The sequence below is a fragment of the Dysgonomonas termitidis genome (assembly GCF_042654545.1).
GTDB lineage: Bacteria > Bacteroidota > Bacteroidia > Bacteroidales > Dysgonomonadaceae > Dysgonomonas > Dysgonomonas termitidis.
On sequence record NZ_JBHSGN010000079.1, the window covers coordinates 19,703 to 43,020 of the forward strand.

At 42.5% G+C, this 23,318-nt stretch carries 16 protein-coding genes; 9 read left to right on the top strand and 7 right to left on the bottom strand.

Translation table 11 applies throughout. The features are described from left to right. The first annotated feature begins 29 nt into the window (after positions 1 to 29). On the top strand, positions 30 to 1,133 hold the full coding sequence (locus ACFO6W_RS13655; RefSeq protein ID WP_379997340.1) for a hypothetical protein: 1,104 nt from the start codon (positions 30 to 32) through the stop codon (positions 1,131 to 1,133). Between the two features lie 299 nt (positions 1,134 to 1,432). Here ACFO6W_RS13655 and ACFO6W_RS13660 read toward each other — a convergent pair whose 3' ends face one another. From ACFO6W_RS13660 to ACFO6W_RS13675, 4 genes are read right to left on the bottom strand one after another with little or no spacing between them, the layout of a single operon-like run. Continuing rightward, a complete protein-coding gene (locus ACFO6W_RS13660; RefSeq protein WP_379997341.1) occupies positions 1,433 to 2,608 on the bottom strand; it encodes a M24 family metallopeptidase in 1,176 nt (391 codons plus the stop codon). Between the two features lie 5 nt (positions 2,609 to 2,613). After that, positions 2,614 to 3,189: a nicotinate (nicotinamide) nucleotide adenylyltransferase gene (nadD, locus tag ACFO6W_RS13665; protein ID WP_379997342.1), complete on the bottom strand. Its 576-nt coding sequence runs from the start codon at positions 3,187 to 3,189 to the stop codon at positions 2,614 to 2,616. Continuing rightward, positions 3,186 to 3,749 (bottom strand): guanylate kinase, encoded by a 564-nt coding sequence (gene gmk, locus ACFO6W_RS13670; protein WP_379997343.1) that lies wholly within the window; start codon positions 3,747 to 3,749, stop codon positions 3,186 to 3,188. Before gmk ends, nadD begins: the two co-directional genes overlap by 4 nt. A gap of 18 nt (positions 3,750 to 3,767) precedes the next feature. Next, a complete protein-coding gene (locus tag ACFO6W_RS13675; RefSeq protein WP_379997344.1) occupies positions 3,768 to 4,640 on the bottom strand; it encodes a YicC/YloC family endoribonuclease in 873 nt (290 codons plus the stop codon). Between the two features lie 144 nt (positions 4,641 to 4,784). Here ACFO6W_RS13675 and ACFO6W_RS13680 point away from each other — a divergent pair, with 144 nt between their 5' ends. The 4 genes from ACFO6W_RS13680 (at position 4,785) to ACFO6W_RS13695 (ending at position 12,488) form a co-directional block, all read left to right on the top strand. Further along, positions 4,785 to 5,144, top strand: coding sequence for an arsenate reductase family protein (locus ACFO6W_RS13680; RefSeq protein WP_379997345.1), 360 nt, complete (start codon positions 4,785 to 4,787; stop codon positions 5,142 to 5,144). A gap of 13 nt (positions 5,145 to 5,157) precedes the next feature. Next, positions 5,158 to 9,747, top strand: coding sequence for a translocation/assembly module TamB domain-containing protein (locus tag ACFO6W_RS13685; protein WP_379997346.1), 4,590 nt, complete (start codon positions 5,158 to 5,160; stop codon positions 9,745 to 9,747). A 271-nt stretch (positions 9,748 to 10,018) separates the two neighbouring features. Continuing rightward, positions 10,019 to 11,356 carry a dihydroorotase gene (locus ACFO6W_RS13690; RefSeq protein WP_379997348.1) on the top strand — a complete coding sequence of 446 codons (1,338 nt, stop codon included), beginning with the start codon at positions 10,019 to 10,021 and terminating at the stop codon, positions 11,354 to 11,356. An 82-nt stretch (positions 11,357 to 11,438) separates the two neighbouring features. Then, positions 11,439 to 12,488, top strand: coding sequence for a linear amide C-N hydrolase (locus tag ACFO6W_RS13695; protein ID WP_379997350.1), 1,050 nt, complete (start codon positions 11,439 to 11,441; stop codon positions 12,486 to 12,488). A gap of 48 nt (positions 12,489 to 12,536) precedes the next feature. Here the strand turns inward: ACFO6W_RS13695 and ACFO6W_RS13700 are convergent, their stop codons facing one another. The 3 genes from ACFO6W_RS13700 to ACFO6W_RS13710 form a co-directional block, all read right to left on the bottom strand. Beyond that, the gene (locus ACFO6W_RS13700) at positions 12,537 to 14,135 is read right to left on the bottom strand and encodes a sulfatase family protein (RefSeq protein ID WP_379997352.1); all 1,599 of its coding nucleotides are present in this window, start codon (positions 14,133 to 14,135) and stop codon (positions 12,537 to 12,539) included. 188 nt (positions 14,136 to 14,323) lie between these two features. Beyond that, on the bottom strand, positions 14,324 to 15,844 hold the full coding sequence (guaA, locus tag ACFO6W_RS13705; RefSeq protein ID WP_379997354.1) for a glutamine-hydrolyzing GMP synthase: 1,521 nt from the start codon (positions 15,842 to 15,844) through the stop codon (positions 14,324 to 14,326). Between the two features lie 135 nt (positions 15,845 to 15,979). Continuing rightward, entirely contained in the window at positions 15,980 to 16,309 is a 330-nt protein-coding gene (locus ACFO6W_RS13710) for a hypothetical protein (RefSeq protein ID WP_379997356.1), read from the bottom strand. 508 nt (positions 16,310 to 16,817) lie between these two features. On the opposite strand from ACFO6W_RS13710, the gene ACFO6W_RS13715 reads away from it, so the two are divergent. The 4 genes from ACFO6W_RS13715 (at position 16,818) to ACFO6W_RS13730 (ending at position 23,318) form a co-directional block, all read left to right on the top strand. Beyond that, on the top strand, positions 16,818 to 20,165 hold the full coding sequence (locus tag ACFO6W_RS13715; protein WP_379997358.1) for a SusC/RagA family TonB-linked outer membrane protein: 3,348 nt from the start codon (positions 16,818 to 16,820) through the stop codon (positions 20,163 to 20,165). Between the two features lie 27 nt (positions 20,166 to 20,192). Continuing rightward, a complete protein-coding gene (locus ACFO6W_RS13720) occupies positions 20,193 to 21,791 on the top strand; it encodes a SusD/RagB family nutrient-binding outer membrane lipoprotein (RefSeq protein WP_379997360.1) in 1,599 nt (532 codons plus the stop codon). Positions 21,792 to 22,232: 441 nt separating this feature from the next. After that, complete coding sequence (locus tag ACFO6W_RS13725; protein WP_379997362.1) at positions 22,233 to 22,763, top strand: RNA polymerase sigma factor; 531 nt, start codon at positions 22,233 to 22,235, stop codon at positions 22,761 to 22,763. A gap of 12 nt (positions 22,764 to 22,775) precedes the next feature. Continuing rightward, a complete protein-coding gene (locus ACFO6W_RS13730; protein ID WP_379997364.1) occupies positions 22,776 to 23,318 on the top strand; it encodes a hypothetical protein in 543 nt (180 codons plus the stop codon).

Here is a 23,318-nt window from a genome sequence, read left to right on the forward strand (position 1 = left end):
CAACAATGTCAATTACAGAGTATTTTTTCATGAAGAAACATTTTATTGTATCGTTATTTATACTTTATCTCAGTTGTGGCTTATGCTCCGCTGTTTCCCCCGGAAACTACAATTATAAAAGAAAGTACACAAAAGAGTATATATGGACATTGGAACGCTTGTCCAGGGATAAAAATGTTGAGGTGGTTTCCCGGGTCGCTCAAAATCCCGGTTGCCCGCAAGACCTGCTTTTACTCTTTTCAGAAAGCGCGGATAATCTAATCCGTTTGGGTGTCGCGCTGAATCACAATACATCCAAAGAGCTTTTGCGCAAACTGGCGCTAAACGCTCCCTATTTCAGTATCGCGGTGGCTTCAAATCCGAGTTGTCCGAAGGAATTATTTGAAGAATTCCATGCTACGGGATCTTTGGACATCCTTTGTGCCATGGCTTCAAATCCCACCTGTCCGAAGGATATTTTGTTGAGCCTTTATGAAAATGACAATCAGAAGGTCAGCGTAGGAATCGCGTCCAACCCTGATTGCCCGGAGAAACTACTCGAATTACTTTCGCGGTCAAAGGTATTTAATGTACGCGCAGCCGTGGCAGCCAATCCTTCTACCGAAAAAGATGTATTGGATAAGCTATCCCGGGATGAAAATGTAAAAGTCCGTTTGGGCGTGGCTTCGAACCCGAATTGCCCCGAAAAACTGTTACAAAAGCTTTCAGGTGACAGATCCGTTGAAGTCCTTCACACTGTCGCGTCAAATACGAACTGTCCGAAAAAAATACTGGATAAGTTTGTCAGCTATGAAGACGTTAACATGCAGTTATCCATAACACGAAATCCCAATTGTCCGAGCGCGGTATTGGAAAGATTATCCGTATCCGGAAACAGTGCGATCCGCTGTTCTGTGGGAGCGAATCCCAACTTACATAAAAATATCATGGATGTTTTATCCAGAGATAAGGATTTCAGGGTTCGTGCGGCACTTGCCGGAAATCCGAATTGCCCCGAATATTTATTGGAAGAGCTATCCGGAGATGAAGCTATGGAGGTCAGGGCGGCAGTGGCTTCGAATGGAATCCAATTAAAGAATTTTACAGCAAAAGAATTGATAGAATCCGTACTTATTAAAAAGTCTGATAAGTAAAATAAATTCCATGCATTAGTTTATTAGAGTATATATTGAATTGAGTAATGAATAATAATTAAGATATATTCCTCTTTGTCATGTTGAATTACCTTCGGCCTTAGCTGGGAGATGAGAAATAACACGGTAAAAGATGTGGTAATATAAGAATTTGCCTTCCTCCCATCGGCGCGGTTTCACAAACTGCGTCTTACTTAAAAAAAGTAGAAAGATTTGCCCTATGAGCAGTACTCACACTGCGAACCCGCAAACGAAGGGTTAATTATCTCCGATAGTGGTTTGCCCTTTTTCCCTATCCCTCACAGCTCTATTATCCCCTCTTCCAATACGGTCAGTTTCTCTATTCCGGTTTCAGTCACCACATATGTGTTTTCTATTCCCACGGCCCCTACTTCCGGAATCACAAACTTCGGTTCCAGCGCAAAAACTATATTCTTTTCCAGTAATTCTTTCGAACGGGGAGTCAATACCGGAGGCTCGTTTATTTCAAGGCCGAGTCCGTGTCCGACAAACTTAGCCTGTTGTTTCGTACCCATGAAGTATGGTTCAAGATTATTCTTTACGACCATTTCCATCGGGATATTATACAGTTCGGCACAAGCGGTTCCGGGTTTGGCAACATCCATTATATGGTTATGAATATCTATCGATACCTGATGGGCACGATAAGCGATATCTAATGTCTTTCCTACCGAAAATACACGTGTCATATCGGTCATCCAAGGCGAATAATTTCCTGCCATATCCACCATAATGGTTTGCCCTTTTTCTATCCTTTGTCCCGATGCGCCCAGAGGTAAAGTAGGACTACTACCTGCTCCGCCCAAAGCGTAATCGTAAGGAGACGGAGCTTCTGCATTCTCTCCGGCCAGCAAACTTCCCATATAGATATCCATATTGTCGCCGTAACTGCGGAAGATGCCCATAGAGCCGTGCAAACGCATCAGTTTTTCTATCTCTATCTGCAATTCTATATCAGTCATACCTGGCCTGTAAACGGATGGGATCAGCTTATAAACAGCTTCGTGTTTCCGGGCGCAGACCCTCACCTGTTCCAGTTCGAAATCCGTTTTCACACTGCGTATCTTACGCATAAGAGTTGAAGCATTAGCAGCTTTGGTTATATTAAATGTTCCCATCAAACGGGCGCATTCACCGAAGGAAAGGACATCTGTCTCTAATAATAATGTCTTGGGCAATGATATGCCCCTGCTTTGAAGTTCTTCCGTAATTTGTTCCGGCTTCCGGATATAGATCGTATTTTCAAAAGCGATACCTTCGGGCCGCTTAATAAAATGTATAGGGGTACCCCCGGCCGGCAGATAATAATAACCATTGTAAACCATGCCTGTCATATAAAATACGTTCACAGATGTACTCAATATACAAGCTTCTACTTCCATCGCCTGCATTGCTTTCTGCAGACGGGAACAGCGAATCTCCAAATCTTTTGTCAATGCTTCCTTGTTGTTCATAATCTTTATTTATACAATCCTTTATTCAGAATATAATCATATATGTCATCCGGCAAAAAAGCCCTTACATCTTTTCCTTCGGCAATGCTGTCTCTGATAAATGTCGATGAAATCTCGATAATAGGGGAATCCAGTGCCTCCACCTTATCCCTCAATTTCGTAGGAATGGTGATACGGTGACCTAATCGCGGATATACCCTGATTTTATAATTTTCGAGGATCTTGTCATATTCCCGCCAACTCTCAAATACATTCCAGTTATCGGCGCCGATAATCAGCGTGAAATTATATCCGGGATATTCATTCCGCAAAGCGTCCAGGGTATTCACCGTATAAGATGGGGTGGGCATTGAAAATTCAAAATCACTGGCTTTTAACTTTGTATATTTTGCCAGCGCAAGTTCTGTCATTTCCAGACGTATATGTTCATCCGAAAGCTCATTCTCCGATTTTAACGGATTTTGCGGGCTTACCAGAAACCACACCTCTTCTATTTCTGTGAACTCCACTATATAATTCGCGAGTATCAGATGCCCGATATGTATCGGGTTGAAAGACCCTGAAAAGATGCCGATATTCATTCCTTCAGAAAATCAGTTACCACGTTCAATGCTTTTGCTTTCGCCTCTTCCAGATTATCGTTGTGTATCACCACATCGAACCGGGATGCGAATGTCATTTCATATTCGGCTTTTGCTATACGGGATTCGATAACTTCGGGCGAATCGGTTCCCCTTTTTTCCAGACGGCAACGCAGTTCATTTATGGAAGGTGGTTCTATGAACACAGATAAAGCTTTCTCTCCGTAATATTTCTTTATATTACAGCCGCCTACTACATCCACATCGAAAATCACATTGCCTCCGCCGTTCATAATACGTTCCACCTCTGTTTTCAGCGTGCCATAAAACTTATCCGTATATACCTCTTCATATTCGAGAAACTCGCCATTGGCGATTTTTTCCCTGAATTCTTCGGGACTATGAAAATAGTATTCCACTCCATGCTTTTCTGTTCCCCTTGGCGGACGGCTGGTAGCCGATATTGAAAACTGAAGGTTCAAATCCCGCGAAAGCAGGTAATTGACGATTGTAGATTTACCCGCACCTGAAGGAGCCGAAAATATGACTAATTTACCCATTAACTTTATAAGTGACCTTTATAATACGTTCAATACCTGTTCTTTGATCTGCTCCAGTTCATCCTTCATGCGTACAACTATCTGCTGCATTTCGGCATGATTCGACTTCGAACCCATTGTATTTATCTCACGTCCCATTTCCTGAGAAATGAAACCCAGCTTCTTGCCTTGACCCGAACCGGATTTCATTGTTTCGAGGAAGTAGCTCAGATGATTTGTCAGACGTGCCTTTTCTTCGTTTATATCCAGTTTTTCGATATAATAGATCATTTCCTGCTCGAAACGGTTTTTGTCATAATCGAAGTCCTCTATTTTGTGCAGGGCTTCTGTAATACGGGTTTTTATTTTATCCACACGTTCGGCTTCATGTGGTTCTATGTCAGTCAGAAGCCGTGATATATTCGCTATTTTTTCTTCAAACAGTTTTTCCAGCATAGCCCCTTCCTGTTTGCGGAAAGAAAGCAATTGCTTCTTCGCTTCACTTATTGTTTTCGAAACGGCAGCCCATTCGGCTTCATCCACTTCCTGCGATTCGTATTTTAATACGTCCGGTAAACGAAGTAAAGTCGAAAACCAATCGGCAGGAGTATCTATTCCCAGTTTACGGGCCGATTCCTTTATCTGGTTATAATATCCTTCGAGCAGATTGTGGTTGATCTGGTTTGCTGTTTCATTGCCGATATTCTCCACATATATAAGGAAATCTACTTTTCCACGTTCCAATTCACGGGAAAGCATATTGCGGACTTCCATTTCATGTTCTTTGTATAGGTTTGGCATACGGACCGATAGATCCAGTTGTTTGCTGTTAAGGGATTTTATTTCTACTGTAACCTTTCTTTTTTCAAGTTCGGTTGTGGCTTTTCCAAAACCTGTCATTGATTGTATCATGCTGCTAATTTTAGATTTAGGCACAAAAATACACAAATATTATACGTTCCTATTAAAAAACAAGAACTTTAAATGTACAATCTGCGTTAATCATTAGTAAATCCTTAATTTTGCAATTAGTCAAAATAAAATAAAGAAATCAGAATGGACACAAAACTATTCCTGCAATATCCAAAATGCGGCACATGCCAGAAAGCGGCCAAGTGGCTAAAACAAAACAATGTGACCGTACAAAGCCGTGATATAACAACCGATAACCCTACAAAAACAGAACTGGCTGCATGGATAAAGAAGAGCGGATTGCCTATCGCAAAGTTCTTTAATACCTCAGGCAGGATTTATAAGGAAGAGAATCTGAAAGAAAAGGTCAAGTCCGCATCCGAGAGTGAATTGATAGATATACTCGCATCCAACGGAATGGTTGTAAAACGGCCGCTGGTTATCGGGAATGACTTTGTACTGGTAGGATTCAATGAAGAAGAATGGTCTGAAAGGCTAAAATAATAAATAGTCCTGCATGGAGGAAACAGAAGACGTAAAACAAGTACCCCAAAAGACCCCGAAGAAGAAAAGCCTGATTAAAAAGCTTTTCAGGATATTCCTGTATATAGTCCTCGGACTTATCGGGCTTAATGTGCTTTTATATGTTCTCCTTTCCATACCGTATGTGCAGCAAAAAGTTGCGGACTTTGCAGTAAACAAACTGAAAGAGACGATGAAAACGGAGGTCTCGATAGATGAGATCCGCCTAAGTCTGTTCAATAATGTAAGCCTTAAAGGCATCTATATAGAAGATCAGGCCAGGGATACGTTGCTTTATGCGCAGGACCTGAGCGTAAGCCTCAGCCCTTGGGAATTTATCAAAAGCAATAAACTGGCGATTACAGGAATCACGGTAGACAATTTCCTGATAAATGTAAATCAGAAAGATAGCATAAGCGACTTTAACTTCCAGTTTGTAATAGATGCATTTTCGAGCGCCGACACCACCAAAGTGGATACGACCAAAAGCTCGCTGGTAGTGGTCTTCGAAGACGTCAGTCTGAAACGCGGTCGATTGAATTATGACGTATTGTCTGTGCCGGAGACACCGCAGATGTTCAATGCATCGCATATATCACTATATGATGTAAATGCCAATGCAGACCTGAACTCGATAGATGCCGACAAATTCGACATCGCGCTCAACAGTCTGTCGGCAAAAGAAAAGTCGGGAGTTGAAATCAAAAGCCTGAAAGGGCATTTATACTCCGACAAGTCGCAACTCTGGGTAGAAAACCTCTCCTTAAACTTACCTAACTCTCACCTGATAACCACTAAAGTAAGATATAACCTATCGAACAGCGCTTTCGAAATAGGCACCGACGACACGGAATTATCAGCCGGAGACTTAATCGCGTTCCTGCCGAATCTCAAATTTCTGCGAAACAGACTTTCACTGAAAACCAATATATCGGGAACGCTGCCTGCTGTGAATATCGAAAATATAAACCTCACCTATGGCGATGATTTTGTCCTTGAAGGGCTGGCCAGTCTGGGCAGTTATGAACAATACGGCAATTCGGATATAAATCTTTCAATCAACAAACTGAAAGCGTCGCCCAAAGCAATTTCCGATTTTGCCAAACTGGGCGATTCCACATTTGTGACTCCCGATATACTGAGAGACATGGGAGACATATTCCTGAAAGGAACATTGACAGGGCAACTGAATAAGTTTAAGCTCAATTCCGAAGCATGGTGCAGGCAGGGGCTCGTCTCGCTCCTCGCTACCGGTGGTGTGGATACAACATTTACCAACTTCAATGTAAATGCCGGGCTGAGAACACGTAACTTCAATCTGGGCAGGTTGCTCGGAGGTACGGCAGGACTGGGTAGCCTCTCCGCCCATATAGACCTGAGAGCAAGGCAAACTGAGAAAGAGTCTCTCTCTGCACAGATGCAGGGAAATATAGATGCTTTGCAAATAGAAAAAGAAACGATGAAGAATGTTCCTTTCAACGGATTTTACAATGCTCAAAAAATGGGATTGACTGCCCGCGCCGACTGGAAAATAGGAAAAATATTCGTTGATGCCGATATGTCCCAGGCTAAAGTACCTGACATCAATGTACGGGTCAGACTAGACTCGCTACAGATAGACCCTTTCTATAAAAATCCCGACTGGGTAAATCCCCGTCTGACCATGGCTCTGAATGGCAGCATCAAAGGCCTGGATATTGATAATATGACAGGGACGGCTACTATCGACAGTCTTGATTTTCATGATGATAATTTTTCGTTTACACCCGGAAAATTTACGTTGGAAGCCGGCAAAAAAGAGGATAACAGTAAATATATAGCGTTGACCTCTTCGCTGTTCACCGCGAATATTACGGGCCGGTACTCATTTATGTCCCTTTCCGATGAATTTTCAAATCTGATGAATGGATACCTGCCTGCAATCTTCCCCGCAACCAAACACGTCAGGAAGGAACAAAATGACTTTACCTTTAATATCACTGCCAATAATACAGAGAAACTCGGTGAAATATTCGTATTGCCTGTCAATGTCATAACCCCTGCCACAATAAGCGGCCGGATCAATACGATCGATAAGCAATTATCGGTTAAAGGAAATATTCCGCATCTCCGCTTCGGTGAAACCGAGATCAAAAACACTATAATAAATGTCGTGAACCTGGATACGGAATTTAATATCTCCGGAGGCAGTAGTGTACTGATGAACAAAGGCAAGTATAATATCGCCCTTAATACAACCGGGCAGAGCGACACAATATATTCATTCGTAAGTGTAACCAGCGATAGTACCGATATAAATATAAAAGGGGACATCGAAGCCCTGGCTGATTTTAGCAGGAATGAGAAGAATGAACTTGTATCTTCCCTCAAGATAACTCCGTCAGACATCATGGTGGACAGGCTGGCTCTCAACCTGCTGCCTGCCGAGATACTGAACGAAGGAACGCGAACCGAAATACATAATGTAGGTCTGGGTGTGAACAAAAAACCGTATTTCAATATAGATGGGGTAATTTCGAGAGAAAAAAGCGATAGCCTCAGGGTTTACTTCACCCATGCCGAGATAGGAGACCTGCTCGAGGCATTCGATGTGAAGAACATCCGGGGATGTATCCACGGGGATGTCCTGCTCACAAATATACTCGACCAACCAGAACTATATACAGAAGGCTTCCAGATAGCCGATATCGTTATCTTCTCCGACACATTAGGCACAATAGACCTCGACAGCCACTGGAGCAACGAATACGGGGGGGTGGCCATGCAGGCGGCGCTGGTCAGGGCAGAAGAAACCCTTGCGGAGATAGACGGGACTATCTATACCAATCAGGACTCACTCGACCTCCAGCTGAGGATGGAAAAGATGCCTCTGCGCTGGATGCAACCTTTCGTTTCCGACATGCTCAACAAGGTAGATGGCACCATCAGTTCCAACCTGATGATAGAAGGTAACACCAAAGCTCCGCTTGTGAGGGGATTCCTCGGGTTTAACGACACACAGATAGGTATAGATTACACCAATGTAACCTATACAATATCCGATACCATCAGGGTAAGCCCCGACAGAATAGGGTTTGACAATCTGATATTGAAAGACAGCCAGGGGAACACGGCAAATGTGAGCGCAACCGTTACACACAAGAATTTCGACAACATGAAGTATTCGCTTAATATGCGGATGGACAAACTCATGGTGCTGAATACCGAACACAGGACTGACAGCCTTTTCTACGGGCGGGTTTACGCTTCAGGTAATGTAAAGATAGATGGTACTAACGACGGTATCAATATAAACTTGCAGATAAAGAATGACAAGAATTCCATATTGAATATCCTTTTACCTCAACATTCGGAAGCGACAGACTATAAGAGTGTGGTATATATCAACGTACCGGAAGAAAAACTGAAAAACTCGCTCAAAGATATCGTTGCCAGGGCCAAAGATCAACCATTACCCATACAGCTGACCGTAAAACTCGATGTGACCCCCGATCTGGCAATCGGCATCATCATAGATCCGGTAACGGGAGATGAGTTGCAAGCAAAAGGAAACGGTTCCATTACGTTCAGTTATAATATGCTGAATGAGAATATGTCGGCATATGGCGATTATTCATTGACAGACGGAACGGTGAAACTGAACCTGCAAAATATAAAGAAACTGGACTTTAAAATACAGAACGGCAGCAAGCTGCATTTCATAGGAGACCCGATGAAGACCCGCTTCGAAATCACAGCTTACAGGAGGGTCAGGGCGGCATTGGAGACACTGGACCCCAGTTTTGCGATGGATAATTCATCATCAAAAATATCTGTCGACTGTGTACTGGGTATCGTAGGAAATATGGATAACATGGACCTGACATACAATATCAGTTTACCCGATGCAAATGATGATGTACAGCGAAGAGTAAACACCTATATCAGCACTGACGAGCAAAAAATAAAGCAATTTGCATCCCTGATTGCTATGGGTACATTTTATTCGAGTTCGGGGAGTAGCGGGGCAAACTTTGGCGACGGTATATGGACCAGTATCGCCGGTGGTGCCCTATCCAGTGTTATGTCGTCTCTGGTAGGTAATATGCTGGGGGATAAATGGCAGGTAGGCGCTACTGTGGAGTCGAACGACGGTACATTATCTGACATGAACATGCAGGTAAACGTTTCCCGTACTTTCTGGGATGACAGGCTGATACTGAAAACAGACTTAGGCTACCGCACAGATCAATCGAGTGTAGATAATACTTTTATCGGGAATTTCGACCTGGAATATAAATTGAATACAATATGGACATTGAGAGCATATAGCCATACCAACGATAAATATTACCGCCAGGCGCCTACAACACAGGGTGTGGGTATTATTTACAACAAAGAAGCGGCGACACTGAAGCGCCTGTTCCAGTCATTTAAGCCGAGAAGGTTCAGACGGAACGAGGCTCAGCAGGATCAGGATCAAATACAAAGGCAACAGAACGCAACAAGCCCCGCAGAACAACAAACACCTCCTGCCCTACCGGCTGATTCGACTCAAACGGCAGTGAACAAGCAGCCTGCCATAAGTGATGAACGGAAAAAGTAGAGAGGACGGCGTGTCAAAAGTAAGTATGACAACTTTTACTCCGTGGTGAAAAGCCTCTCGCAAAGACGCTAAAGTGCAAAAAACATTTTTCATTCTACACTTTTGGCTCTGCCGATCTTTAATTCACTTGTCACTCAATACTCATTGCTTACCAGTGCGGGTCAGTAGTTGGGTTTTAATGTTCTTCTAATCTCAACTGATTAGCATATTTCGTATACATCGACAAACTCTTTTTTCTACCTTTGCATCAAACCATTTATTTTTTTTAATCATGATACTCATTCACAAGGCGACCATTATAAATGAAGGAACATCTTTCATCGGTTCGGTATTGATAGAAAACAATGTTATAGCGGAGATATTCAGAACGGAAGAGATTCCCGACCGGCTACTGAACAATGCAACGGTTGTTGACGGCAGGGAATTATGGCTGATGCCCGGAGTAATAGACGATCAGGTACATTTCCGCGAACCGGGATTGACACATAAAGGAGATATTGCCAGCGAGAGTCGCGCGGCTATTGCCGGAGGTGTTACCTCGTTTATGGAAATGCCTAATACTAAGCCGCAAACGACAACAATTGAACTCCTTGAGCAGAAATTTGAATTGGCTGCCGAAAAATCATTCGCCAATTATTCCTTCTATATGGGGGCTACAAATGATAATATTACAGAACTGAAAAAAGTCGATCCGAAAAAAGTGTGCGGGGTAAAGGTGTTTATGGGTTCTTCGACAGGGAATATGCTTGTGGATGACAAAATGGTCTTGCAATCCATTTTTGCCGAAGTGGATATGCTCATTGCCACCCATTGCGAAAAGGAAGAAATAATACGGGAGAATCTGGCTAAATATAAATCCGAGTTCGGAGAGGATATACCGATTCAGTATCATCCACTTATCCGTAGCGCCGAAGCCTGCTATCGCTCGTCTGCCGAAGCTATCGAGCTGGCAGATAAATACCAGACCCGTTTGCATATTTTACACCTTTCCACCGAGAAAGAAATAAGTTTATTCGATATAAAACCCTTGACGGAGAAGAAGATCACCGGAGAAGTTTGTGTTCACCATCTCTGGTTTTCGGATGAAGATTATTCCAGATACGGCGCGCGTATAAAATGGAATCCCGCGGTGAAAACCAGACAGGACAGGGGTGCTCTGATGCAGGGACTACTGAAGAATAAACTGGATGTAATCGCGACCGACCACGCACCCCACCTGTTGGAAGAAAAACAGGGCGGTGCATTGAAAGCCGCGTCGGGAGGACCTTTGGTTCAGCATTCGCTGCAAATGATGCTTGAGTTGGTCAAGAAAGGCAAAATAACAAAAGAGCAAGCGGTGAATAAAATGTGTCATGCGCCAGCCACCATGTTCAGGATAGATAAGCGGGGATATATCCGTAAAGGATATTTTGCCGATTTGGTATTGGTGAATCCCAATAAACCTTATACTGTCACTAAAGATAATATCCTGTATAAATGTAAATGGGCGCCGCTGGAAGGGGAGACATTCTCCACTTCGATAGAAAAGACTTTCCTGAATGGAAAGATTGCCTTTGAAGATGGTGTGGTTTACGACATGAGAGGGGAAAGATTACATTTCGACAGATAGGATATTTACTGCAATTATAAACTTTTAGCCATCAGGGATTGTTCCTCTATATAAAGTATGAACAAATCAGATTAAAAGATTTATGAAGAGAACTATTACACGAATCGTTCTATTGGCAGCGGTTCTGGCATTTACACAATTCAGCGCAATCGAGGCTTGCACCCGTATAGTCTATCACGGACTCAATAATACGGTACTGACTGCAAGAACTATGGACTGGAAAGAGGACAGCAGGAGTAACCTGTGGATCTTCCCCAGAGGTATGGAACGGAACGGTGAAGTGGGCAGCAACCCTTTGAAGTGGAAATCGAAATATGGAAGCGTGATTACTTCTGCATACGATATTGCCAGTACAGACGGGATGAACGAGAAAGGTCTTGTAGCCAATCTTCTCTGGCTTGCAGAGTCGGCATATCCGGAATGGGATAAGAAGAAGCCGGGCTTGTCGATCGCTGCATGGGTGCAGTATATACTCGACAATTTCGCTACTGTAAATGAAGCCGTAGCATATATGGAAAAAGGGACATTCGAAGTCGTTTCGGATATGATGCCCGATGGTTCCAGAATGGCTACTCTCCACCTGTCCCTGTCAGATTCGGACGGTGATAGCGCTATTTTTGAATATATAAACGGAAAGTTGGTGATACATCACGATAAATCCTATCAGGTGATGACGAATTCGCCCGTATTCGACCAGCAACTGGCATTGAATGAATACTGGAAAAGTATTGGAGGCCTGACTTTTCTTCCGGGGACTAACCGTGCCGCCGACAGATTTGTAAGGGCTTCTTATTATATAAACGTAATTCCGAAAGTAGATGATACCAGACTGGCTGTTGCCAGCGTATTCAGCGTCATACGGAATACATCGGTTCCTTTTGGGATAAGTACACCTGACGAACCGAACATTTCATCTACCAGGTGGAGAACAGTAGCAGACCAGAAGCATAAAGTATATTACTTTGAGTCTGCTTTATATCCGAATGTTTTCTGGGTAGATTTTCAGAATGTCGATTTTTCGGAGAAAGCCCCTGTAAGAAAACTGGATTTGGTCGGGGGTAAAACTTATGCGGGAAATACCGCTGATAATTTTGTAACATCCGAACCTTTTAAGTTTCAGGGAGTAGAGTGATACATCTTCATATATGGTAAAAATTTGATGGAAAGTTTAAACAGGTTCTTAGAATTCATCTACTTTAAGCTTCTTTCTGTAATTATCTAAAGTAGCCTGTAATTCCTGGCTTATCTTTTCATATCCTTTTTTACCATAGAGATTATGCAGTTCATTCGGATCATTCTTAAGATCGAATAATTCGTTACAATCAATGTCTTCATCATTCCGGGTTTCGCCTTTACCATAAAAATGGATGAGTTTATACCTGTCTGTCCTGATTCCATCGTGCCGGCGGACATTGTGGATTGCCGGATAGTCGTAATAATGGTAGTATAAATCTTTTCTCCAATGTTCAGGCGTTTTTCCGCTAAATAAAGCCTCAAGGGATACACCGCTCATTTCAGCCGGTTTCTTTATTCCTGCCAAAGACAGGTATGTAGGTGCAAAATCTATATTCTGAACCAGGGCATCGGTCTTCGTACCTGCTTTGACAGCTTTGGGATAACGTATGATAAGCGGAGTTCTGAATGATTCCTCATACATGAAACGTTTGTCAAACCATCCATGTTCTCCCATATAGAAACCCTGATCCGAGGTATAGACTATGATGGTATTATCCATCAACCCTTCTTTTTCAAGATAGTCTATCAGACGTCCGACTTCATCGTCAATCGATTTTATACATCGAAGATAATCTTTCATATAACGCTGATACTTCCAGTTAAGCAGATCGTCTCCGGATAGATTACTGTCGATAAATTCCATATTTTTGGGATGGTAGGCATTTTCCCAGGCTTCGCGTTGTGCAGGAGTCATCTGATTCATCGCTTGTTGTAGGCCGCCGTTATTCCACTCTTTATTATATGGGGTAGTATTTCTCAATTCAATCAGCTTAAGGTCATAAATAAATGTCATTGTCTTGCCGATTGTCATATCCTGAGTCTTAGCCGCAGAACAACGGCTTTCGTAATCATCATAGAATGTTTCCGGCTTTGGAAACTCTACATCTTCATACAGGTCATAATATTTGGCTTCCGGCATCCAGTTCCTGTGGGGAGCTTTATGATGCACCAAAAGGGCAAAAGGCTTGTTTTTATCTCTGGTTTCTATGAATTCTATGGAATGGGTAGTGATAAGGTTAGTTGCATAACCCTCTTCACGCACATATTTACCTTGAGACTCCTTCGTCTTGAAACTGGGATTGTAATAATCTCCCTGATCGTTCAATACACAATAATAATTGAATCCTTTTGGCTCGCATTGCATATGCCATTTTCCGACAACTCCGGTCTGATAACCTGCCTGAGTTAATAATTCGGAAAAGAAGATCTTAGTTGTATCAATGCCTGCTCCCAGTTGGCGTTGTCCGTTCTGATGGCTGTATAAACCAGTCATAAGGCATGCCCGGCTGGGAGTTGACAGCGAATTCTCAACAAAGGCTTGCCGGAATAACATTCCTTCATTTGCGAGACGGTCTATATTGGGAGTAGTAGCTATTTTCGATAGCGGATGCCCATATGCGCTGATTGTCTGGAACGAATGATCGTCTGTCATTATATGTATAATATTGGGACGGGATTTATTTTGTTCCTTTTGTCCATAGCCATATGGATTGAGTATTGATACAGGTATAATTACCAGACTGATCCTCTTTAAATTTGTCATGGAATATCAAGTGTGTAGGTTAATACACTAAAATTAATAAGAAAAAATTGAATTATGAAACAAATATTAGGATTCCGTCCAAAATAAACAGGTGAAAAGGAAGCTCTGAACCTTTTAAGTCCGATGCTTTTAAAAAAAAATGTCCCCTTTGCAGGAGACACTTTTTAAGGAAAATATCTTGTGTTTTTTTACTCCCACTCGATAGTGGCAGGAGGTTTTGATGAAATATCATAAACGACACGGTTTACACCCTTTACTTTATTGATAATCTCATTTGATACCTTAGCCAGAAATTCATATGGCAAATGTGCCCAATCGGCAGTCATCGCATCCGTAGAAGTCACAGCACGCAAAGCTACTGTATTTTCATAGGTGCGTTCATCACCCATTACCCCAACCGATTTGATCGGCAACAGAATTGCTCCCGCCTGCCATACTTTATCATAGAAGCCTTGTTCACGAAGCATACGGATAAAGATATCGTCGGCATTCTGAACTACTTCTACTTTTTCCGGAGTAATATCTCCCAATATACGGATGCCAAGCCCCGGTCCAGGGAATGGATGGCGTTTTATCAGGTTTTCCTTCATGCCCAGTTCCAGACCTACACGGCGCACTTCGTCTTTGAAGAGCAGGCGCAGAGGTTCTACCAGCTTCAGGTTCATTTTTTCCGGTAGCCCGCCTACATTGTGATGCGATTTGATGACATGGCCTGTGATGGAAAGCGACTCTATAATATCAGGGTAAATAGTTCCCTGGCCCAGCCATTTTATATCTTTAAGCTTATGCGCTTCTTCGTCGAATACATCAATAAAGCCTTTACCTATGATCTTACGTTTCTGTTCGGGGTCGGTCACGCCGGCCAGTTCTTTGTAGAAACGCTGTTTGGCATCTATGCCTATTACATTCAGTCCGAGATGTTCATAATCCCTTAATACATTTTCAAATTCGTTTTTGCGAAGTAATCCGTGATCTACAAATACGCAGGTCAGGTTCTTTCCGATAGCCTTATTCAGCAAAACGGCAGTGACCGAAGAGTCTACACCTCCCGAAAGGGCAAGGATCACCTTATCGTCTCCAAGCATCCCTTTCAATTGGTCCACTGTGGAATCGATGAAAGAAGCAGGGCTCCATCCTCTTTTCGAATGGCAGATATTCAGGAAATTACTTAAAAGTCGTGTGCCGTCTGTAGTATGGTAAACTTCAGGATGAAATTGTACGGCCCATGTTTCCTCTCCTTTTATTTTATATGCTGCTGCCGGTACATCAGCTGTGCTAGCTACTATTTCGAAATTCTCCGGCACTACTGTGATAGAGTCTCCGTGAGACATCCATACCTGAGTACCTTCAGATATTCCGTCAAACAGGGCAACGCCGGACTTAATCTTTGTCAGATGTGCCCGTCCGTATTCGCGGGAATCGCTTTTTTCCACTTTCCCACCCGATGTATAGGCCATATATTGCGCTCCGTAACAAATACCCAATACCGGATATTTACCTCTTATCTGGCTGATGTCTGGTTTAAAGGCGGTAGCATCGTTTACCGAAAAAGGACTTCCCGACAGGATTACGCCTTTTACGCTTTTGTCATCGAAAGGAAACTTGTTGTAAGGGATAATTTCGCAGTAAGTATTTAATTCTCTGATTCTGCGACCAATCAATTGGGTGGTTTGTGACCCGAAATCGAGGATAATGATTTTCTCTTGCATAAAAATAACAAGTATAAGTTATTGTTTTTAATGCGCACAAAGGTACATTATTTTTCTGATATTTTGTTTATTGGTATATGTGATTTAACACGAATTTCTATGGATAATCCTGTCATAAGTATAAATCAACCCTGCTTAATATTCATCATTATTACTCGCTTCGGGAGGAATGAACTCAACCCACTTTATCCTGGGCGGGCGTGTGATATGCGTATAGGGCAGGCATTTTTCCAACAGGGCAAAGCGTTGCTTTAAGGAATCTATGCTTTTTAGACCGAGGCCCGTATATTTATCCCGCTGGCGCAGACGTCCCGTCTGTGTGTTGCGTAGCAAACATTTTTGCCCCGTCAACAAGACACGGAATCGAAGTCCGCGCCAGCGGGGGATTTTGACTCCGTCGATTTGCAATTCAATCGGCACATTAGCTTTCTGCCAGATATGCCAGATTTTATGCAAATGACTCATGTCGAAATAGTGTTAGTAAATTGTCGATAATTTGTTATTTTTAATCATATTTAACTTGTATATTTGTATTAATGAATTAACCTTAAAAATAAGAATAAAGGATGGATTGTTTCATATCCTGTATTTCACAATCAATAATAACGGTTAATCGATTACATATCGAAAACGTTAAACCTTTAAAATTTAACATTTTAGATTTGTTTTTATACGCAAATAAACTAGAGAGAGAGAGAGAGAGAGAGAGAGAGAGAGAGAGAGAGAGAGAGAGAGAGAGAGAGAGAATATAAGTAGTCAAGTCTTACCTAAAGATATACAACTCGAATTATTGTTATTCGGGTTTTTTAGCATGTATATATATGATAACAAAGATCTTACCTTCTGTATTCCATTCAGAAGGTAAGATCTTTGTTACGTAAGGTAGGGTCGATACAGATTTTTACAGATTCAGAAACGATTTATTCGGTAATTACTTCTCTATTATTAATGAGTAACCTCTAATTTTTTTATTATGAATGTTTACTTAAAAGAAAACCAAATTAGTAAGAGCGTATGTAAAGCACTGCTGTTGTGCGGTATCTTATTATGCTCCCATGTCTTTGCTCAGGCTCAAACAGTAACGGGTGTAGTTAAAGACATAAATAATGAGCCTATTATAGGGGCAAGTGTCACAGTGAAAGGAACGACTAATGGTACCTTGACAGATATAGACGGAAAGTATGCTATATCAGCAGGTACAAATTCAGTGTTGGTCTTTTCCTTTGTCGGTTATAAGTCACAGGAAGTAACTGTAACCTCATCGGTAATTGATGTGGCCCTCGAGGAAGATGCCCTTCAGCTGGATGAAGTTGTGGTGACAGCTTTGGGTATTAGAAAAGAAGCGAAAGCACTGGGCTACTCGGTCAGTACAATAAGTGCAGGCGACTTAACAAAAGCGGCAGCGCCTACTTTAGGTGCCGCTCTTTATGGAAAAGCGTCCGGCGTGCGTATCCAGACAGCCCCGGGAGGTATCGCAGGTGCCATTTCTATCAATATACGCGGTCTGAATTCCCTGAACCTGACCAATATGCCTCTGGTCGTGGTGGATGGTGTACCTATCCATAACGGTGATGCTAACCTGAGCGGTTACTGGGATAATCAGCGGATATCGTCTAATGGTTTGGCAGATATCAATCCCGAGGATATTGAAAGCCTGTCTATACTGAAAGGTGCTGCGGCCTCTGCCTTGTATGGTTCGGAGGCGACCAACGGCGTTGTGATGATTACGACCAAAACAGGTAAGGGTTCTACGGGTTTGGGTGTGGACTTCAATGCCAGTCTGACATGGGACCCGGTGGCTTATATGCCCCAATATCAGACTAAATATGGCCCGGGAGCTAATGGGTATCAACGCACTGCGGCAAACGGACTCGATGAAGAAGGATGGAGGATTAATGGCTGGGATGACAGACATGGCGTAAACCACAGAAGAGCGTCTTCAACGACAAGGTATTGGGGGCCGAAATATGATGGTAAAGATGTAATCTATTATGACGGAACAGTACGCAAGTACTCTCCGATAAATGATAATCCATGGTCGGAAATATTCCGTACAGGCTTTACCCAACAATACAACCTGGCTGTTACAAACGCTACTGAAAAGGGCAATCTCCGCTTTTCTTATACTTATATAGACAATTTGCCTACGCAGTATAATTCCACGTTTCATAAGCATAATTTTAACCTGACAGGTAATTATAACGTAACGAAAAATATTTCAGTCGGTTACGGTGTTAATTATATACTCCAGGACCAAAAAAATCCGCCTTACCGTCTCAGCCGTACATTGACTAATTTTAGCGGTATGGCGGGGCCTTTCGATGATGTTAAGTACCTGCGCGAGCATACAAGAACAAGCTTAGGATACCTGAACCGGATTTATTCTGATGCTAATCAAATTACTCCGGATGAAGGATTCGAATGGACTCCGGCTCCTTATGCATTGGTAGACGAATATTTTTGGAATATCCTGAGTAAGGAATATCTGAATAATACCAACCGCTTGTTGGCAAATGTTACTCCAAGCTGGCAAATTGTAAAGGGTCTTACTCTGAAAGGGCGTATAGCAACAGATTATACTGCCGAAAAGATCGAGCAAAAAGAGCAGGCGGCGAACTCTCGGTTGATCAACGAAAACGTAGGATACTATATGGCGCGTAACAATCGCTATGAAATCTTCTACGGTGACATTATGTTGAATTATGATACCAACCTGACTGATAAGTTGGGTATGAACGCTATGGTCGGCTGGCAGGGACGTACGGAAAAAGAATTCAATACCTGGGCCAATACCAATGGTGGGCTTTCGGTAGAAAACTGGTTTCACCTGAATGCCAGCAATGAACCGAAATCTTCTGAAATGCGTAAATTAAATCTGTTGAAGACCGCGTACTTCGGAACATTAAACCTGTCATACGATAGCTGGGCTTACCTGGAAGGAACACTCCGTCAGGAAAAAGTATCCACGCTGGCACCCAAGAAGAATGTATTCTATTTTCCATCTGTGAGTGGAAGTATTATTTACACCGAACTATTTAAAGATAAAATGCCTTCGTGGTACGATTATGGCAAGATCCGCGCCTCTTACGGCGTTGTGGGCAATCCACCGCCGGCGTATTACGCCGTTCAGGCCTATACGCAAAAATCAGTCGGCGGTAAGTGGATATATAATAGTGTCGATCCTAAAGTGGGCAATTACAACCTCCGCAACGAAAAGAAATTCGAATGGGAATTCGGATTGGAAAGTAAATTCTTTAACAATCGCTTAGGTTTCGAACTTTCTTATTATACCAATAAAATACAGGATATGATCTTGGATGCTACCATGCCTGCATCTTCCGGTGCAACAAGTATGACATTAAATATCGGCGACATGAAGAACAGAGGCGTTGAGCTTTCCCTGTACGGTACGCCGGTTCTGACACGTGACCTGAGATGGGATGTGCGCGCCAATTTTGCATGGAATAAAAATACCGTGGTTAAGCTGGCGGAAGGTATCGACCAGATAACACATACAAACTGGGATAACGGGTCCGCGTATCTTTATTCAAAATTAGGAGAACCAGCCGGAGATATATATGCTTTGGCGCCTAAGAAAGATGACAAAGGTAATTATATTATCCGTGAAGATGGTTTCTATCAACTGACCGATAAACCGGTTAAAGTGGGAAATGCCATGCCGAAGATGGTCGGAGGTTTCGCCACTACTTTCTCTTATAAGAATTTCGTGCTCGATGCTTCGTTCGATTACCGCATAGGCGGTGCGGTAATGAATATGCCTTACCAGTATATGATGGGACAGGGAGCGATTAAAGAAAGTCTGGATTATCATGATGGAGAAGGTAAAGGGCTGACCTATTACTTCGATGCCAATCGTAACGTCGTTCCTTTCACAGGTTCTGCAGGCCCTAACGGAGAGAGGATTTATGATAACGGTGTGATATTGCAAGGAGTTAAAGCGGATGGAAGCGCTAATACGACAATGATTCCGGGTGACCAGCTGGCATATTGGACTTACAACTGGGGTGGTTATGATCCGACAGATGTAACTTATTATTCTCATGGCGTATTTGATAATACCTATGTAAAATGCCGCGAATTGTCAATAGGTTATAATCTTCCGAAGTCTATACTTTCTAAAGTCAAGTGTAAGAGTTTAATGGTATCCGTATTCGGACGTAACCTGTTCTATGTTTACAAGAACATGCCGATGCTGGACGCTGAAGCAGCAGACGGTACATCTTGGATAACACAGGCCAGCCTGGGAGGTTCTACTACGACAACCCGCTCGGTAGGTATTTCGTTACGAGCCAGCTTCTAATTCTTTAATTAATAAAAAAAGAACAATATGAAAAAAATATATTTATTTCTCATTGTATTGGTTGCGGCGCTCACATTCTATTCCTGCGCCGACAGCGAGTATTCGGATAAATACCCTGATCCGTCAAAAACCGATATAGCATCCTGTGACAAACTGATGACAGGTGTGTTTTATACAGGGCGTGTTTATACGTTCAATTCTTATTGGCGCATGTACACATGGGATAATACCGTTACGGGAAAATATGCCCAGACACTCGGATTTATGAATTCGCAAGGTTCCCTTTATTCGGCTAACGACAGCTATGCTAACGACCGATGGATACATTTCTATAATACACTGACACAGTTTCGTGTACTTCAGAATGTCTATGAAGGGTTAAGCGACAGCGAAAAAGATATATATAGAGTATTCAAGAATTTATCCGAAGTATTTGTTTACGATCATTTATCGCAGATAGTGGATACTTTCGGCGACGCGCCGTTCAAAGAGGCCGGTTTTCTTGCCATTACCAGTGATGTGGCCGGCAGCTATCCGGCATACGATAAGGCTACGGACATATATACTACGATGCTCGACCGTCTGGGCGAACTTTATACAGATATACATAGTTTAAAAGATAATCTGGACAAACAGGCGTCTGCATCCTTGCCTAAGCAGGATTTTATCAATTACGGCGATCTGGATAAATGGGAAAGGTATTGTAATTCGCTTCGCCTGCGCCTTGCCGTACGGGTCGCTTCACAGGGTGACTTATCTGCCAAAGGAAAGCAGGTGATAGCTGAAATCCTGGGTGGTGGCTATCCCCTCGTATCCAGCCTGAACGAAACTATTAAACTGGATTCCAATGATAAAGATACCGGAGCTTTTTTCAATCCGGATGATCTTCGGACAGGCTATATTGACCAGAGCCGTGCATCACAAGCCATGTTAGATGTATTAACAAACGCCGTTTCGGGAGAAAATGACCCGCGCCTGCCTATCATGTATTCCAAGAACGCGGCAGGAGAATATAAAGGACTCTCTACTCGCGAAACGTATGCCGAACAAGAGGTAAACACCGCGAAGCCGGAATCAGAGCGCGTATATTCGCGTATCGACTCTACTACAGTGATGTACAATACACAGTTTATAAGCCCGATCTTTACAGCGGCCGAAGTAGACTTCCTGAAAGCCGAAGCATATCAGAAAGGATGGGCCAGCGGCGATGCAAAAGCGGCGTTTGTTGACGGGATTCTACACTCCGCACAGTTCTATTTCGAAGAGAATGCCATCAGCCCGAGCAAAACCGGAACAAAGATGGACATGCCGGCAGAGTCGGTTATTCAGGCTTATGCAGAAAAGGCATGGGATGCCGCCTCTAACAAAGAAGAAGCCATCATTACTCAGAAATGGCTGAATTTTGGTTATATGCAGCCGTTCCAGGCTTGGAATGAAGTGCGTCGTACAGGATACCCCCAGTTATATTATCCGGAAGATCAGGCGGCTCAATTATTGAAAACATTACCTTTCCGGATTCGTTATCCGGATTCCGAAAGAAGTAATAATACAAAAAATTATGATGCACAGATACAGGCTATGGGTGGAACAGATAATGCCTATATAAAATTGTTTTGGGCTAAATAATACAAGAGATGGGGAATACTCTGAAGTTTTGAAATAATCCTGAGTAATATAGTAGATTCACACAGACATTAAAGTTATAACATTGAAAAACCCCAGGCCTAATGACAGCCTGGGGTTTTTATTCTTTTTCTGCTCTATTTATGATGATATAAATCTCCCTGAAAAAGCAGTTTGCGTGATATCCGGAGCCGGGCAGGTAACGGCAATCAGCTGAGAACTGATATCATGGCAGGTTTTATATAGAAAGAATAAGGTAAGGGATTTTTATTTTTCTTAAAAAAAATCAGTTCATTTGTAACACTTCTTTTTTTATTGCGTACATATAATTAAAGGAAAGTGTTTAATGCCATATTCAGCAGAGTTAACTATCAGTTGTTATTATGCTTAGGACGTCAGTAAACAGATGTGAGACCTAAATAGAAAGGGTGACAGGATTAGTAAATGATAAGTTTCGACTCAGGTATAATCGAGCAGTGCAGGAAAGGCGAACGCAGGGCGCAAATGCAAATGTATACAACCTTTTACAAAAGGGTTTACAACACATGCTTTCGTGTACTCCGTAACCCTGCCGAGGCTGAAGATACGATGCAGGACGCTTTTCTGAAAGCTTTTTCGGGACTGGATAATTACAATGACTCTGTTCCTTTCGAGGCCTGGCTCGTACGAATAGCGATTAACGCGTCCATCGACAAGCTGAGGAGGAGAAATATGGAAATGACAGAGCTGCATGATAATATGAATTATGACATTGCCGACACGGACGATAATGCCGATTGGGAGCAAATAATGGCAAAAGTAGGTCAGGTGAAGTCAGCAATAGATAAATTACCGGAATCGAGCCGTCTGGTTATAAATTTGTATCTGATAGAGGGTTATGATCATGAAGAGATCGCTGAAATACTAAACATAGCACCGGGTACGGCCCGTATACAATATATGAGAGCAAAACAAAGATTAATCGAACTTATCTGAAAGGAGAGAGAGATGAAAGATAGAAAAGAATATATAGAAAAGAATAGAGAACTATTTGACGATAAGGAGCCATCGGCAGGTCATACAGAACGATTCGAAGCTTTGCTTAACAAGCAGATGGGTATTCAGGAAGCTGAAAAGAAACCTGCTAAAAGAGTAAACCTGATAAGCTATATTTCGATTGCCGCCTCCATTGCGATATTAATTGGAGTAGCCGTCAAATTCTATGCGCCACAAAGCTTGGAAGTGGCTCCGCCAACTGAAAGCTCCATAGCAACTGATGAATTCAGGGCGACAAACGATTATTACAATCAGCAAATGGAGGAGCAGATTGCGGATATCATGTGTAAACTGGCCTATACCGATACCGAAAACCAGGCACAGCTGACTCGCGATATAGAGAAGATAATGAGCAACAATACGGCCTTTGTGGATGAGATGTCAAAAAATGAAAATCAGGAAATGGCAATACGCTATCTGGTGAAACACTATAAAACAAATATACAAAAACTGGAAAGTATAAACGAAAAATTAGGTAAATACACAAAATGCTAA